The organism is Lutimaribacter degradans (genome assembly GCF_023703375.1).
Taxonomy (GTDB): Bacteria; Pseudomonadota; Alphaproteobacteria; order Rhodobacterales; family Rhodobacteraceae; genus Lutimaribacter; species Lutimaribacter degradans.
Genome location: NZ_JAMQGO010000005.1, coordinates 1 through 15,922, shown reverse-complemented (window position 1 = coordinate 15,922; position 15,922 = coordinate 1). Strand labels below are relative to the sequence as shown.

Here is a 15,922-nt window from a genome sequence, read left to right as displayed (position 1 = left end):
GGCAGAGCGGACGAAGTGAGCTTTCGCTACGGCTGCGCGAAGGTCCGCTTTCAATGCAATACCCTCAGTCGCCTATTCTTGCATCTTGATTATAGCGCGGTCAGCCAATCGTTGAAGCGCATCCGGATCATGGCTGGGCAGATACACAGTGGGGTTTTCAGCGGCATAGGCAAGGATTTTGCGGTGTGTTTCTATTTCCGCAACAATGTCAGTTCCGACCCCATCGGCCATCAGCTGAACCAGATGACGTTCCGTATAAGACGTATCACCAGCAAACATAATAGTCGTGTCGCCCTCATTCAAAAATACGGATAAATGCCCTGGTGAATGGCCGGGCGTTGGAACAAGCGTGACGTCACCCGCATGGGTAAGTTTCGCATGGCTTGCGAAAGGCCCGAATGCCGTCTCCTGAAAATCCACGAGTGTTGGACTAAAACGCCGAGGCCAGCGTTGATTGAGGTAGCCGTTCATACGTCCCTTGAACCCAGAGGCGAAGTTCCATTCATCTTGCGAAACAACGATCTCGGCGTTCGGGAAATGGTGCAGGCCTCCGTCATGATCCTGATGTAGATGGGTCAGCACAACCCAACGCACATCGTCTGGATTTAATCCAAGCCTTCGTATTTGGGGACCGATCTCATCCTCTGGCGAGACATCAAAGACGGCCGCCCGTTGCAACAGTGGCATGTAGGGAGGGAAATATCGCGGCTTATTAGCGTCAGATGGAATACCAGTGTCTATAACAATGAGGCCTTCAGGATGCTCGATGATCCAAACATGGATTGGCAGCCAGGCCGTCATTTTCTTGTCGAATACCGCATTCAGAAGACGTTTTATTCCTTTGCCCTCACCCTTCCTCCAGCGTTCAGTGACTTTGACTCGTCCTGTCTCGATTCCGTGGATTTTCATGATGGATCTCCTATTGGGTGGTTGCGTTATGCGCATAGCGCCGGGCTAAATGGTTAGCAGTCGCTAACCTGTGGTAAAAAAACTTACCGAAGAGCCTTGCGAAGAAGATGCTCCGCGTCGTCCAGTTGCGCCAAAGCTGGGTGCGCCAGTGACCCAAAGAATACCTGACGCGTGATGTTCTCAAGCATGCCAACGACCAAAGCCAGCTGCATGTTCTCGTCAACGCTGGACGCCACGTCTCCTTCTGATCGACCCAGCTGAATAATGTCCCGCAGGACAGACAGCATTGTTCGGGACTTTAGGCCGTCCGGCATATGGGGCCAAAGCGTCCTTAGATTGTCCGCTACAAATACTGTCGCTTCGGGATGTTCATCGACTGCGCGGAACCCGGTCTCAAGAAATGCCCGAAACTTGAGGCGGAATGTAGACGATTGTCCTGTTGTCCGCGAAACGCGCTGCAACTGGGCGCGGTACAGCCGTTCGAACAAGACCAAGGCCAGTTGGTCCTTTGTAGCAAAGTGCTTGTATAGCGCCGGATTACTTAGCCCGGTGGCTTGGGCAATGTCTCTGATTGATGTCGCAGACAGCCCTTTTCGCGCGAAAAGACGTAGCCCCTCTTGAAGGATGAGCGCCTTACCGGGCGCATCTGTGTCATGAACATATGGTTGGTCTTGGGTCATACCAATGCGGTTAGCTATTGCTAACCTATTAGTCAACCCTGCGAAACCTGCTATGATCATCCGATTTCGTTTAGCTCATGACACAGTGAGAAGCGGCCATTCAAGTTGCCCGCAGCATCATTCAGTTTGGGCTCTGACCCGACCTCGGATGCAACGCAGCATCACATGATATGATGCCTTGTCAACTTCGAGTTGTCGATGTGGGAGGGCTTGGTGGATCGGAGGATCCATCATGCAAACACCAAACTTACCCGCCATTCGCGCATTGCGTCCAGCAAGGAACAAGGGCCGGATTGTCGGCCAGAAACGGCCGCTCACGCCTAAACACGTCTGGGCAATAAGGGTGCGGCTGGAACTGGCTGAGAACTATCGTGATTTGGCGCTTTTCAATCTGGCCATCGACAGCAAGCTGCGCGGCTGCAATCTGGTGAAGATGAAGGTGGTCGATGTCATGGCGTCAGGTCAAATTAAGGCACGCGCGTCGGTGCTGCAGAGCAAGACCCAGAAGCCCGTGCGTTTTGAAATTTCTGAAGGCACACGGGCATCGCTGGCACGGTGGATGCGAGAGCCGCTCATGGTCGGATCCGAATACCTCGGGCCTGGGCGCTTTCACGAACGGCCCACACTGGACGTTGACCCTCTGACCAGATGACGCAATGCGGTTTTCGCAGTGCTGTCGCTCGGATATCGCGCAGCAAGCTCAGCGTCACGATCCCCGTTCTGCTGATCCTCGTCTGAACGCGTTGCAGCTATGGCGCGGCGCACGAATTTCGGTGCCGCGCTGCCCGTGCAGATGCGTGGCGGGGGACTGCCGAGTGCGCCGACGGCGGCGGCCATGTCCACGCGCATGGCGAGCGTTGGCGCGCACGCGGACCGCCCCCATCTGAAACCCGGCGACACGGTCAAGATCGCCAGCCTCAAAGGGTTGAAGTTCACGGTCCACCGCAAGCAAGGCGAGGCCAAGCAATGACTTCCACCGATTTTTTGATTTACGGCCTGATCGCCGCCGTCCTGATCGCGGGCACTCGCATCCTGCGCGAGTACGAACGCGGCCCACAGCTCCGCATCGACGATCCTGCGCCCGCTGCCGTTGGAACTGTTCTAAAGCATTCCTCCTTTAACCTGAGACATCAGCAAAAGGCGAACCGCGTGCAACGATCAGATGCAGCACAGCGTTTCGCGAAAGGCTGTGTTGCAGGTTTTTCGCGAAACGCTTTAGAAACTCAAGACAAAACCTTCTGGACAATAGGGCCTTGCAATTCGGTGCCCGGATTGGGCCACTCGAGATCCGGTGGGTCAGCGTCTGGCCGTTCAACTGCCGATGCGGGTCCGGCGAAAGATTGGCTCGGGAATGGCGCCTATGATGATCATGATCGCCCTCCAGACTGGCTTGACATAGACGACAGAGCGGCCCCGCGCCACGGCTTGGAATATCGTCTCGGCCACGGCCTCGGGGCGCGCGGTCAGCGCACCGGGTAGGTCCATGCCCTCGGTCATTCGCGTCTCGACGAAACCCGGTTTGACTGTGACGACATGCACGCCAGTGCCCCACAGGCGGTTTCTCAGCCCCGAGAGATAGGCGGTGAACCCGGCCTTGGCCGAGCCGTAGACGTAGTTCACCGCCCGCCCGCGATCGCCAGCCACGGAAGATATGCCGACAAGCGTGCCGCCGCCCCGCGCCGCCATCCGGGCCGCGAACAGCTCCAGCACCTGCGCGGGTGCCTCGTAATTGATGCGCATGACCTGGGCCGCGGCGGCCGGATCGGTCTCGCTCGTGGTCTGATCGCCCATCGCCCCGATCGCGGAGACCACGATGCCGGGCACCGGATCGAAGGCGTCCACGAAGTCGCCGAGGGCGTCGGTGTCGAGCGCATCGAATTCGTGCAAGGTCGCCTCGACGTCATGACGGATCGCGATGTCGGCGCGGTCCGCTTCAAGATCGGGGGCATTGCGCGCGGCGAGGGCCACCGGATGCCCGGCCGCAGCAAAGCGGTGCGCGACGGCGCGCCCGATGTCGGAGCGTCCGCCGAGGACGAGAACGGTATCTGTCATAGGAGCAACCTTTCAGATTGTGCAGAAGCGAACGCGCGGTCGCATCCGGTTTCCCGCCGCATGGCACGAAACGCCGCGGCGCGCGGATCTGCCCGGTGCAGTGTCGCGGCCGACAGCCGCGCATCCTTTGCAAGGTAGAATCGCCCACCATGGTCCGCGGCGATGGCGTCGAGCCGATCAAGAAGCGCCAGCGTCCGCGCATTGGCCGGGAAATCCAGTGCCAGCGTGTAGCCCGCCATGGGGAAGGAGAACCGGCTCTGCTGCGGGCCGAAGCGTTTCAACACCGCGAGGATGGAGCCCTGCCCCGCAACGGCCGTTTCGGACAGCAGCGCCCGCAGTCCCGCCTCGGAGGCGTTCAGAGGCAACGCGCATTGGAACTGCACGAAACCGCGGCGGCCGTAAATCCGGTTCCAGCCGAGGATCGCGTCGAGCGGGTAGAAATAGCTGTCCCAGTCGACCAGCGCCTTTCGCGGGGCGCGCAGACCGCGGCGCCAGTAAAGCGCGTTGAAGGCGCCGACCGAGAACCGGTTGAGCGCCGCGGTGGGCGCGTCGAAGGGCATCGACAGCTGGCGCTTGCGCGGTGTGCGGTAGGGGTGCGTCCGGCGATCCGGCGGCAGGTCGTCGGCCTGCACATGTTCTCCGGTCATCACCAGCGACCGGCCGAGCGCCGCACCCGAGGCGAGGCAGTCGATCCAGGCAACCGAGTAGCTTGCATCGTCGGCCGCCTCGAAGGCGTCCATCGCCTCGGCAAGGTTCTGTGCCGGGATGGTGGTCTGGGCAATCCAGCCGCTTTCCACCGGGCGGAGCCGGATCGCGGCGCGCAGGATCACGCCGGTCAGCCCCATGCCGCCAAGGGTCCAGGCGAAAAGCTCAGAATTCTCGTCGCGGCTGGCGCGCACGACCTCGCCGTCCGCCCCCATCACGTCGATCCAGTCAACGAAGGTGCCAAAGGCGCCGTCCCGGTGGTGGTTCTTGCCGTGCACGTCAGCCGCGATCGCACCGCCCAGCGTCACGAATTTCGTCCCCGGCGTCACCCATGGGAACCAGCCTCGCGGCAGGAAGGTTGCGATCACGTCGCCCAGAAGCACCCCCGCCTCGGCCACGAGGCGTCCGGCCTGATCATCAAAGGACAGCATCCGGTTCAGCCGCCGCAGGTCGAGCGTGGCCGCCGCCCCCATCGCGCTATCGCCGTAGGCGCGGCCGTTGCCGCGGGCGATCACACCGCCCGCACCGATCAGGGCGCCCACGGCTTCGGCGTGGCGCGGCCGCGCCACAGGCCCCGGGCACCGCGGGTAGCGGCCCCAGCCGGCAAGCTCTTCGGTGCGAAAGTCCTGCATCACGCCGCCCCGGCCACGGTGTTGGTGAACACGAACCGCCGGTCGAGCCGGTACTTGATGACGTAGCCAACCGCGAGCCCGAGGACGGCGCCCGTCTCCCGCGCCAGATCAGTGTGCCATATGATCCAGAACGCCGTCTCGGTCGCCCAGAAGATCGCGGTCGTGGCGATACCCATCGCGGTATAAAGGGTGAACTTGCGGCCATGCGCTGCGACCCCGGTCGTGTGGTCCTCGAAGATCCACCGCTTGTCGAGCAGGTACTTGAGCACCAGACCGACCAGCGTGCCGGCGAGGACCGCTGCCGCAAAGCCCCGAGGCCCCTCATCGAGCGCGAGCACCAACCGCTGCGCCCCGAGATTGGCCAGCGTCGCGGCGACGGCGAAGGCCGTGTATCGGATGACCAGCGTCGTCCGGGTCACAGCAGCATGCCCGATAGCACCAGGGCGAAGATCAGCCCGCCGCAGAGCAGCGACACGCGGTCCTTGGCAGCGAAGACCACCGGGTCGTCGTGCATCTGCCCCCGATGGGCGAGCATCATCATCCGGCTGAGCCAATAGAGCAGGATGAGGCAGATGCCCCAGAGCGGTGCCGTCGCAGAATAGAGAACCGTCACCGCCGGCGAATTAATGTAGAGCGCCATCACCAGCACCGAGACATAGCCCGACGCCACCGCCATGTTCGACACCAGCGGCAGGTCGTCCGTCATATAGCCACGCCCGGGCGCTACCTCCGCACCCTCCTCGACGCTGGAGACCAGCTCGGTCTTACGCTTCATCGCGGCGAGCGAGAAGAAGAAGAACATTGAGAAGGCGAGAAGCCAGACCGAAAGCGGGATGCCGGTGGCGACGCCCCCGGCAATGATCCGTAACGTGTAGAGGGCGGCAAGCGCGCAGATATCGACCACGAGCCGCCGCTTGAGCACGAAGGAATAGGCCGTGGTGACAAGGTAGTAGACCACAATCACCCCGAGAAATTCCGGCCCCAGCGGCAGCGAGAGAAGCCCGCCGGCCAGCAGCAGCCCCGGTGCCAGCGCGGTGCCCCACGACAGCGGCAGCGCGCCCGAGGCGAAGGGGCGTTCGCGCTTGCGCGGATGCGCGCGGTCCGCCTCCAGATCGAGCAGGTCGTTGAGCACATAGACCGACGAGGCGACCAGGCTGAAGACGACGAAGGCCAGCGCGGCCTCGCCGATCGCCGGCAACGTGAACCGGTGCGCCACGAGCAGCGGTAAGAAGACGAGCACGTTCTTCAGCCATTGCTGCGGCCGGATCGCGCGAAAGAGCGGTCGCAAGGGCGATCCGCGGGTCGTCAGGTGTTCGGCCGGGACGGGAAGCGCATCGACCCGCGCCCGTAGCGACTGCGGCACGTCGACGGTGATGGCGCGCGTCGCGCGCTGCCAGATCGGGTAGTCGGCGTCCCTGTCGCCAAAATAGGCGAAGCCTTCGGGGAAGCGTTCAGACAGGAACGCCGCCTTGCGCGCACCCTTGAGGTTCGTCTGCCCGTCCGACCCATGCGCTGCATCGAAAAGCCCCAGATGCGCGGCGACGCTATCGACGATCCGCTGATCGGCGGCAGAGACCAGAACCACTCGCCCGCCAGCCTCGCGCCAGCGCCGTGCATAGGCCACCACGTCGTCGTTATAGGGCAGCGCCGCGACATCGACGGCACCGAGCCCGCTAAGAGTGCGTTTGAGGTGCGCGCGGCCCTCGGGGAGCGCGCCCAAGACCCCGACGATACTCGTCCAGCGCTGCGACAGCGCAGCCCAGAACGTCTCGAATAGCATGTCGGTCCGAATGAGCGTGCCGTCGAGATCGACCACCAGCACATCGGGCAACGGGTGGGTCTCGGCCACGCCCGCGTCGCGGGCTGCCGCCGACGCCGCCGCCCAAGGCTTCACGGTATTCATGCGCTCCACCCCTCGGCAAGATGCTGCCGACAGTGCGCCACCCGGCCTGCAGCCGCGCGACGATGCGTCTGATCGCTCGGGGTTTCGGCTCTGTTCACGTCGGTTGGCAAAGACATGCGCAGTAAGCTAATACAAATGCGGTGCTCTGGCCATCCGCTACGATTTGTGATCATTTTTCCGCCGATGACACACGAGACACCCCTGCCGCCCCGCCGGCCCCGCACGTTCTGGTCGCAATCCGTCGCGATCCGGGCAACCTTCGCCGCGGCCGCGGCCGCCACGTTTCCGCAGGCCGCGCAGGCCTACATCGGCCCCGGGGCTGGGCTGACGGCGCTCGGCACTGTCATCGCGCTCATCCTGGCGCTGGGTCTCGCGGTCGTCGGCTTCGTCTGGTATCCGCTCAAACGCCTGCGGCGCAAACGCAAGCGCGCCTCCGACGGCGACAAGGCCGACCGCGCGCCCGAATGACGGTCGTGTTCCTCATCGCGGGGCTGGCGGCATTTCTCGCCGCGATCAGGCTGATGCGTGCGGCCGCCGTCGGGCAAGAGATCGTCCGGACGGCGCAGGATGCGCTCGCGGTCATGGCCGACCCGGATCTGTCCGAAGACGCGAAGGAAGCGGCCGTGCGGCGCGCGTCGATCCGCCTTGGCGGCCGGTTCTTCGTGATCGCCGGCATCGGGATCGCGGCGCTGGCCGTGGCAGGGGTGGTGGTATGGTCGGGCGCGGCCGCCGGCCTTTACAGCCTGGAAGGGGCTTTGCACGTCGGGACCGGCTGGCCGTTCATCTTGGTTTCGAGCGCCAGTGCCGTGGCGGCTTGGATCTTCCTTGATCGCCGGGCCAGGGTCGCAGGCGGCAGCGATGAGGACGGGAGCGAGGTGCCTTACGGTCCGCTCGACAAGGCGTTGCACAACTTGGCCTTCGCCGCGCCCGCACGGCAGCGGCGGTTGGCCAAGGTCGAGTCGCAGCTCTACCGTCGGAGCATTGACCCGGCGCGGGCGGCGCGGCCGGTCTTCGTGACCTCGCTGCCGCGCGCCGGCACGACAATCCTGCTACAGATGCTGGCGCGCTGTCCGGAGCTGGCATCAGCCACCTACCGGCACATGCCCTTCACGCTTGCGCCACTGCTTTGGGGCGGGTTCTCTTCCGCGTTCCGAAAGTCGTCGGAACTTACAGAAAGGGCGCATGGCGACGGGATCGAAGTCGGGTTGGACAGCCCCGAGGCCTTCGAGGAGATGGCCTGGCTGGCATTCTGGCCCGACCACTACCGACGCGACCACATCCGCCCCTGGCGCGGCGACGACCGCGATGCGCAGTTCGAGGCGTTCTTTCGCACCCACCTTGCCAAGATCGTCGCGACGAAACCCGGCGCACGGCGCTACCTGTCGAAAAATAACGCAAACATCGCGCGGCTTCCGCTTCTTGAAGCAATGCACCCCGACGCGACCATCGTGATCCCCTTACGCGATCCGGCGGCACAGGTCGCCTCGCTGATGCGCCAGCACGCGCGGTTTTCTGAGCTGCATGCCCAAGAGCCTTTCGCTCGCCAATACATGGAGGGGCTTGGCCATTTCGAGTTCGGCGCGGCATTGCGGCCCATCGCCTTTGACGGGGCGACCCCCGATCCCGCCGAGGCCGGGCACGTGGATTTCTGGCTGCGTTACTGGATCAGCGCTTACCGGCACATCTTGTCCAGCGCCGGGGACCGGACGATCTTCGTCGACCACGACGCGCTTTGCCGCGATCCCGTACCGCAGTTGGACACGCTTGCCACGGCGCTGGATCTGTCTGCTCCCGAGGCGCTGACGCAGCAGGCAAATACCCTGCGGCCGCCGTCACCTGCGCCGGCGCTCGCCGAGGCATCGCCCGGCCTGATGCGACGGGCACGCGAGCTACATGCCGAGCTGTGCAGCAAATCGCTCGCTCCCGAACCGGCACCGAGGTCGGCATGAAGACGCCGCTCTCCGATCGCCTCGCCGCCGCGGCCTTCGTGCTGTCGCTCGTGGTGCTTTCTGTCGTTTACGGCGCGGTCGCCTCGGTGCGGGGCTGGTTCCCGGCGCCGCAGATCGCGCTGGCGCATGACACGATCGTCGATCTGGCACTGTTCTGGCGCAACGACTTGGGCCTCGCGCCCACCCGTCACCTGGTGCCCGCGGCGGACAATGACCCCGACCGCGGCTATCACCCCACGCCCGGAGCCGAGCCGACGCCGGGCTTTGTGCTGGTCACGACACTCGGCGATGACCGGACGAATTCCAGCCACCTCGTGCAGATGTTCGATGACGAGGGCCAGGAGGTGCATCGCTGGCCGGTCCGCTATGAGAGCTTCGACGACAAGATGAGCCCGCGCAACGTCGTGATGCACGGCATGGAGGTCTTCGAGGACGGCTCGCTGGCGGTGACCTTCGACGTGGGCAACGCCATCGCGCGGATCGACGCCTGCGGCGAACCCATGTGGGTCGAGAACGGCAACTACCATCATTCCATTGCGCGCGACGGCGAAGGCGCATTGGTGACATGGCGCGACGAAGCCATCGTGCGCCTCAACGAGGAGACCGGGGAGGAGCTGTCGGTGCTCGACATCCGGCGGGATGTCATCCCGGCGGCCAAGGGCGAGCAGCGTGGATACCTTGAACTGCGCACGGTCACTCTGGAAGAAGTCGGCGATCGCATGGTCTATGTCGAGGATCCATTCCACCCCAACGACGCCGAGCCGCTGACTGCGCAGATGGCCGATGCCTTTCCGATGTTCGCGCCGGGTGACATCCTTTTCAGCCTGCGCGAGATCAATCTTGTTGCAGTCGTCGATCCGGGGACCGGACGCTTGAAGTGGTGGCATCACGGCCCATGGATCCGGCAGCATGATCCAGACTTCCAGCCCGACGGAACCATCACTGTTTACGACAACGGCACTGGGACCGGACGATCGCTGATCCGTCGGGTCGATCCGTCGGACGACACTATGTCGGTTGTCTTCGAGGGAAACGACAAGGTACCCTTCTACTCGTGGCGGCGGGGCAAACATCAGATCCTTCCGGACGGCAATCTTTTGCTGACGGAGGCGGAGCGCGGACGCGTTCTGGAAGTCGACACCGAGGGCCAACTGGTCTGGGAAAGACACCTGCCGTGGGATGACGACCGCAACCTCGTCGTCACCGAGGCGCGCCACGTGCCTGAGACCTATTTCGAAGGCGGTCTGCCGGACTGCCGGGCCCGGGATGCGGGGCCCGAGGGCGACGGAGATTACTGAGTCCGGCGATGGAGGGGGGACGCGCGGGGTGGACCCGTTGATCCGACCAGGTCGGCCCCGACCTTGCACGGTGTCCGAGTTCCCTTTAAATCGAAAGCCGAGAGGGATTTCGACGGTCATATCGGGGCAAGACGACCGTGCCCCGCCCTGCAGGTGAACCGCGAAGGATGGTACGTTCCGCGCCTGACGTCCGGCGCAAGCAAAGGAAGGTCGCGGAACAGTGACTTGGATCCACAAGATACGTCCGAAGCTGCGACACATCCTAGTCGTGGCGATTGCCGCTGTCGTGGTCGGTGCCGGGACGGCGGCTTATTGGGCCCTTCCGAGCCTCGTGTCCGAGGATAGGCTGCGCAGGGCTCTGACCGCCCATGCCGCGATCTGGAGCGGTGGCGAAGTCCACCTGCCCGCGGACACGGCGGTCTCATCCGTGCGGGGCCGCGTCATCACATTGGAGAACGCGAAATTCGGCGGCACCTTCGGCGGTGCCGAGTGGCAGTTGGGGGTGGCCGCGATCAAGGCCACGGTCCGGGTGCTTCCCTTGCTGTGGGGCAAGTTGGAGATTGAGACCCTTACGTTGGAGGCGCCGCACCTGCGCCTAGTGGACCACGACGAGTCTGCGATGGCCGCCTTGCGCGACCTTCGGGCCGACAAACCGGACCTCCCCAAGCCCGAGGGCGAGGTGATCGTCACCAATGCAAGCTTCGTTTATGAGGGGTCGGCCGGGCGGCGCGTCGGCTTCGATGGCATGGACCTGCGCATTGCGGCGGAGCCCGGCTCGACCGCGGTTCTGCTCAGCGGCACCCTTCCCGCCGGGAGGGGACGGCTGCATGTGCAAGGTCGGCTTGATGATCCGGTCGCCGTCCTGTCGGGCTCTGGCAGTAACGCACGGCTGGCTCTGTCGGGCGCGGCCACCGCGGACGATGCGGGCACGCCGCCACCGCAGCCGCAGCCCGACATGCCCGGTGCCGCCAAGGAGACCCCGATAATCTCAGGTCTGAGGCGGATCGCAGCTGTGGTCGGATTGACCGGCGCAGGTCGGATTGCGATCGAGGGACGGGTCTCCGCCATGCCGCGAACGCTCGGGGTCGCCGATGCGAGGGTCTCGTTCGGCGGCCTATTGGGAGAAGGCGACATGACCATCGCCCTCACGGGCCAGAAGCCGCCCGTCGATCAGCTGGACGACGTGGTCCGCGGAGCGGCGGCAGCCTGGCGTGACGCGGCCACTTCCATCGCGGCGGGCGCGTGGCGAGACGCGCCTGTCACGCTGGACTGGCTGGCGCCGCTGGAGGTTACGCTTGCCGCAAGGCTCCGCGACAGCAGGCTCGCCGGACAGAGTGTCGAGGCACGGCGGATCCGGCTTCACGCGCAGGACGGTCGCGCCCGGCTCGAAGTTGCCGCCGCCGGCGATCTGGGGCGGCTGCGGGGCGACCTGATGCTTGATGCCGTCCCCTCTGGTGGCCCACCGCAGGTCGCGGTGAATGGCCGTCTGGAAAGCGTCGATATGGGCGCGACCGGGCGCACCCTGCTGTTGCTCGCGCCGCCCCCGCTCGTCAGTCCACCGCCAATGCCCGAAGGCACGCTCGATGCAGATATCGACCTCGCGACCCGAGGCGCGACCTTGGGCGCAATGGTCACGGCCTTGGACGGCGCAATCAAAGCTGAAGCGCGCGACGGCAGCGTTGCGGGGGCTGATTTGGCCATGACCCTGGAGGGGCTGGCGGACGGCCGCAAAATCATGACAGAGCGAGACGGACCGTTGATCCCATCTGCCGGCCGCACCGAGTTCGACACGGCAGAGGGCCGGATCGATTTCGGCCCCGGGGTCGCGCGCATCTCCATGTTTCGAATCCGCGGCGGGCGCTACGACATCGACATGCTCGGCGAAGCTGACCTCGGGATCGGGGCGATCCGCGGGGACGGACAGGCCAGGCTCCTCGACGACCTCGCCGACGACGCCGACGCGTCCCCGATCGTCGATCTGCCCTTCGGACTGGGGGGAACGCTTGCGGCGCCGGTCGTGGCGGCGGGCGTGCCGCGCAGCGGCGACGAACTGACGTCCGGGGCCGCCGCAGAGGGAGAAGTCGAATGAGGCCGGGCGCTGTCAGAAAGCAACAGCGGACACCGGCGCGCATCACGCCGGCCACCCGTCGGGGCGCGCCATGACCGCGACCGAGACAACACCCCGGACCATCCCGGGCATGCGGGTGGACCGGCCGTGGTCGGGATTGCTCCGGGTCTGCATCGCGCTTGGCCTGCTCGCGTTCTGGGCGGCGTATTATGCTTGGTGCCTGTTTCCCGGGCTGGGCGGCGTCATGAATGCTGGCGATACGGCCAAGTTCCAAACGCTCGGGCATACCCAGATCCTCGTCCATGGGCCCGGCTACCCGCTGATCCTGTTCCTTGGCGCCGTGCTGCGCGCGCTTGACCTGCCGGTCGAACCTTGGCGCGCGATGACCTTCGCCATTGCGGCGCTCCCCGGCGCGGTCGCCAACACGATGGCATTCCTGATCGTCGCACGCGTGACCCGCAGCCTGCTCTTCGGCATCGCTGGGTCGCTCCTTCTGGGCAGCGCCGGGCTGATGGCCGTCCAGTCGACCGAGGCGGAGGTCTACCCGCTCGCTCTGGCCTTCGTCCTCTCGACGACCTTCCTTCTGGTCCTCTTCCTTGAGACCAAGCGCGAAGGCTATTTCTTGGCCGCCTGCGGTGTCTACGCGCTGTCCTTCGGCAACCATCTTATGATGATCATGCTGGCGCCGCTGGGCCTTGTGGTGATCGCACTGCACTGGCGGCGTCTGTTGCGTCTGCGCATCGTGGCCTCCATTCTCGTCCTCCTCGCGCTCGGCGCCAGCCAGTACCTTTACCTCGCCTACATCACCCACCACCCGGAGACGGCCTATTCGGAATACCTGCCGCTGCCGCCAACCTTGAAGGAGTTCTTTCAGTACATCACAGGCTCCTATTTCAGCAGCCTCTACGGCTCCGGATTGCAATCAACCTACAGTTCCGAGACGCTGCTGGTGACGCTGCGCTCGGCGCATCCGTGGATCTCGGCGCCGCTCATCGTTGCGGGCGTGGTGCTTTTCGCGATGGGCTGGCGCCGCAGCGATGCGGGATGGATTGGCGTGGCAACCGTGTTCGGTGTGGCGCTGTCCTTTGTGCCCTTCGTGATCTGGTACGGGGCCTATGATATCCAGGCCTTTCACCTGCCGGTGCTGGGGCCACTGCTCGTCGGCGCCGTGGCGGCGATCGGTTGGTGGGCCGGGCGCTGGCGGGGGCTGCAACGCGGCACGGCCCTGTTGTTGATCGCGCTTGGCATCTGGCGGGTCGCGGTGATGGCAGAGGGCCTGACCGCGCGCCAGCCGATCTTCACCGACCTGCCGGAGACACTCGGCCCGCTGGTCGCCCAAGCCCCGATCGAAGATCCGCTGGTCTCAATGCCCTACGGGCTCAGGATGGCCACGCTCTACCACGAATTTCTGGGCGAAACGCCGCAGGCCCGCTATCGCGTGCCCTGGCGCGCGGAAGAGGCCGCCGTCGAACGGGAGGAGGTGGGTGGCATTGTCGTGCCGACCGATGGCGAACAACTCCTGCGCTGGATCGAGCATCGCCATCCCGACCTCGCCTGCCGGTCCTGGGCTCTTGACCAGCCGGAGGGGACGCCATGGCCCGCCTATGGCTTTCTTTGCGCCCCCGACACCGCCACCGATGCGGAACCGGGACCCGAAGGCGGCAGGTAGCGGGAACCGGGCCACAATCTTGTCGCCACGGCGTCACGTCAACGAAATCGTGACCGCGAGACTCTGCTTATATACTGGCGTTATCGGCAGTTTTCTGCGTATAAGTCCCCAAAGGCCATGGTCCACTGACCAAGTGGAACCAGCCGCAGATTTCCTAACATCAGGAGCCCACGGGTGAGTTTGCATCTTGCAACAATCGGGATTTGTGTCGCCGCCGGAATGTTTCTGGCGCAAGCACAGGCGTTTGCAATGCCGGATGCGCAACAAGCGGGCGACGGGGTCGTCGCGATCGAACCCGCAGTGTCGGCAGCACCAGTGCCGGAGAGCACGCCCGGCGTAGCGACTCTCAGCATCGGGCCAGCCGAAATGGTTCAGCAGTTGACCGGCCCGGTGTCGGCCAATGAGACCGACCGCTGGAATGTCCATGGCACCGACCTTGGCCATATGATCCGCCACAAGGGCGCGCTCTACATGGTGTTTGGGGATACCTACGGGGCCGATGGCAGCGCGTGGCGTAGCAGCACGATGGCACGCATCTCCGACCAGGGCGGCACCTTTGACTTCGCGCAGATGATCTCGGACCCTGACGGCAACGCAAAGGAACTCATCCGCTCTGCGAAAATCCCGGGCATCGAGTGGACCGTGATCCCCACCAACGGCATCTCGCTGGGCGAGCGGATGGTGCTGCACTACATGTCCGTGAGAATGTGGACCTCGGACGGCCGCTGGCTGGTCAGCGAGTCCGGCCTCGCCTATTCCGATGACGATGGACATAGCTGGAACCGCTCGCCAACGGCCGTCTGGCCGAACGGGTCCGGATTTGAGCAGGTGGCCTTCGTCGATCAGGGCGAGCTGATCTACAGCTTCGGCATCCCCGCGGGCCGCTTCGGCGGTGTGCGGCTGCGCCGTGTCGCGCGCGATGCCTTGTTCGATCCTGCCGCCTACAGGTACTGGGATGGCAGCGGCTGGGTGTCCGATCACCATGCGGCCGCGACCGTGGTTCCGGCACCGGCAGGCGAGCTTTCGGTCGCCTGGAGCGAGACGCACCACCGCTGGCTGATGATGTATCTCGACGAGAGCATGGCCGCGATCGTCCTGCGCACCGCGCCCGATCTTGTCGGTCCATGGAGCGCGGCGCAGACCGTAGCCCATGCCGGCGACTACCCGGGCCTCTATGCCCCCTATATCGTGCCGGGCGAAGCGCTCGACACGGACGTCCGCTTCACGATGTCCCGGTGGAAACCGCTCTACAACGTGTTCCTTATGCGCGCACCGCTCAGTCTCGACGCGCCCGTCATCACCGCTATTGAGGACGATGCAGAAACTGAAATCCGCCGCGAGTGACTCGTCATGGTTCCCCAAGGCCCGTGAAATGGCCGCTTGGCTCTCGCCCGCTTTCAATGAGGCGTAAATCTCTATACGGTCGTCTTCCGTAAGGCGACGGTAGGCTCGCATTCGATGCTCCTTAACTTTAGTCGGTAAGAAGCATAAGAGCATCGCCGCCTTACACTGTCACCAACAGTCAAGTTGCACTGGTGAGTTGAATCCAACTTTCGCCTTTAACCTGAGACATCAGCGAAAGGTGAAACGCGTGCAACGATTGGCTATTGCACTGCATTTCGCGAAAAGCTGTGTTGCAGGTTTTTCGCGAAACGCTTTAGGGATCAGCACCTGACATAAGCGCCCCACGGGACGCATGGTATCGCTTCCCGGCCCTGCATCCTTGATGCGCAACACTCAGATGACGGGTATCAACCCATCGCAGACGGGGGAGATCAGCAGTCCTGACCCTGTCCATTTGGCCAGTTTGCAGTAGTCGTGAACCTGCCCGCAAGGTCAGTTTACAGCAGTCGCGCAACATGACCAAACTGAGCACCGTTAATAAAATTCAGACCTGCGTGTATTTTCTCAGCCTCAACACAAAAATATAGCAATTAAAGGACCCGTCATGATGGTCTCTAGGCTCAGGACTCATAGCCAATAAATGACGAGCGCCGCGAGTGCGATGGCGGAGAGGAAGACCTTTGGGCATCTGTCGTATCGGGTCGCCACACGTC

The 15,922-nt window shown here is 64.1% G+C and carries 13 protein-coding genes and 2 pseudogenes; 8 read left to right on the top strand and 7 right to left on the bottom strand.

The features are described from left to right. Positions 1-72 precede the first annotated feature (72 nt). Together M8744_RS09215 and M8744_RS09210 are read right to left on the bottom strand one after the other, a co-directional pair. On the bottom strand, positions 73-909 hold the full coding sequence (locus tag M8744_RS09215) for an N-acyl homoserine lactonase family protein (RefSeq protein ID WP_251413866.1): 837 nt from the start codon (positions 907-909) through the stop codon (positions 73-75). An 83-nt stretch (positions 910-992) separates the two neighbouring features. Then, positions 993-1,589, bottom strand: a complete 597-nt coding sequence (locus M8744_RS09210) for a TetR/AcrR family transcriptional regulator (protein ID WP_251413863.1) — start codon at positions 1,587-1,589, stop codon at positions 993-995. A gap of 232 nt (positions 1,590-1,821) precedes the next feature. On the opposite strand from M8744_RS09210, the pseudogene M8744_RS09205 reads away from it, so the two are divergent. Beyond that, positions 1,822-2,208: pseudogene (locus M8744_RS09205) on the top strand (site-specific integrase); the annotation flags it as partial. Positions 2,209-2,340: 132 nt separating this feature from the next. Next, positions 2,341-2,559, top strand: a complete 219-nt coding sequence (locus M8744_RS09200; RefSeq protein ID WP_251413861.1) for a hypothetical protein — start codon at positions 2,341-2,343, stop codon at positions 2,557-2,559. A 341-nt stretch (positions 2,560-2,900) separates the two neighbouring features. Here the strand turns inward: M8744_RS09200 and M8744_RS09195 are convergent, their stop codons facing one another. Genes M8744_RS09195 through M8744_RS09180 form a run of 4 tightly spaced genes read right to left on the bottom strand, consistent with a single transcriptional unit; the run spans position 2,901 to position 6,881 of the window. Continuing rightward, positions 2,901-3,641 carry an SDR family oxidoreductase gene (locus M8744_RS09195; RefSeq protein ID WP_251413858.1) on the bottom strand — a complete coding sequence of 247 codons (741 nt, stop codon included), beginning with the start codon at positions 3,639-3,641 and terminating at the stop codon, positions 2,901-2,903. Then, positions 3,638-4,978, bottom strand: a complete 1,341-nt coding sequence (locus M8744_RS09190) for an FAD-binding oxidoreductase (RefSeq protein ID WP_251413855.1) — start codon at positions 4,976-4,978, stop codon at positions 3,638-3,640. The genes M8744_RS09195 and M8744_RS09190 overlap by 4 nt, the downstream gene beginning before the upstream one ends. Beyond that, positions 4,978-5,397 carry a GtrA family protein gene (locus M8744_RS09185; RefSeq protein WP_251413852.1) on the bottom strand — a complete coding sequence of 140 codons (420 nt, stop codon included), beginning with the start codon at positions 5,395-5,397 and terminating at the stop codon, positions 4,978-4,980. The genes M8744_RS09190 and M8744_RS09185 overlap by 1 nt, the downstream gene beginning before the upstream one ends. Further along, complete coding sequence (locus tag M8744_RS09180) at positions 5,394-6,881, bottom strand: UbiA family prenyltransferase (RefSeq protein ID WP_251413850.1); 1,488 nt, start codon at positions 6,879-6,881, stop codon at positions 5,394-5,396. Before M8744_RS09180 ends, M8744_RS09185 begins: the two co-directional genes overlap by 4 nt. Before the next feature lie 183 nt (positions 6,882-7,064). Between M8744_RS09180 and M8744_RS09175 the strand changes: the two genes are divergently transcribed. The 6 genes from M8744_RS09175 to M8744_RS09150 all read left to right on the top strand — a co-directional run bounded on the left by M8744_RS09175 (position 7,065) and on the right by M8744_RS09150 (position 15,209). Continuing rightward, complete coding sequence (locus tag M8744_RS09175) at positions 7,065-7,349, top strand: hypothetical protein (RefSeq protein ID WP_251413847.1); 285 nt, start codon at positions 7,065-7,067, stop codon at positions 7,347-7,349. Continuing rightward, complete coding sequence (locus M8744_RS09170; protein WP_251413844.1) at positions 7,346-8,830, top strand: sulfotransferase family protein; 1,485 nt, start codon at positions 7,346-7,348, stop codon at positions 8,828-8,830. The genes M8744_RS09175 and M8744_RS09170 overlap by 4 nt, the downstream gene beginning before the upstream one ends. After that, positions 8,827-10,128: an arylsulfotransferase family protein gene (locus M8744_RS09165; RefSeq protein ID WP_251413841.1), complete on the top strand. Its 1,302-nt coding sequence runs from the start codon at positions 8,827-8,829 to the stop codon at positions 10,126-10,128. The genes M8744_RS09170 and M8744_RS09165 overlap by 4 nt, the downstream gene beginning before the upstream one ends. Before the next feature lie 220 nt (positions 10,129-10,348). Continuing rightward, positions 10,349-12,217: an AsmA family protein gene (locus M8744_RS17830; protein ID WP_251413838.1), complete on the top strand. Its 1,869-nt coding sequence runs from the start codon at positions 10,349-10,351 to the stop codon at positions 12,215-12,217. 70 nt (positions 12,218-12,287) lie between these two features. Further along, entirely contained in the window at positions 12,288-13,865 is a 1,578-nt protein-coding gene (locus tag M8744_RS09155) for a protein O-mannosyl-transferase family (protein ID WP_251413835.1), read from the top strand. Between the two features lie 219 nt (positions 13,866-14,084). Beyond that, positions 14,085-15,209, top strand: coding sequence for a glycoside hydrolase family 183 protein (locus M8744_RS09150; protein WP_251413833.1), 1,125 nt, complete (start codon positions 14,085-14,087; stop codon positions 15,207-15,209). Positions 15,210-15,836: 627 nt separating this feature from the next. Here M8744_RS09150 and M8744_RS09145 read toward each other — a convergent pair. Further along, positions 15,837-15,922, bottom strand: a pseudogene (locus tag M8744_RS09145) (IS5/IS1182 family transposase); the annotation flags it as partial.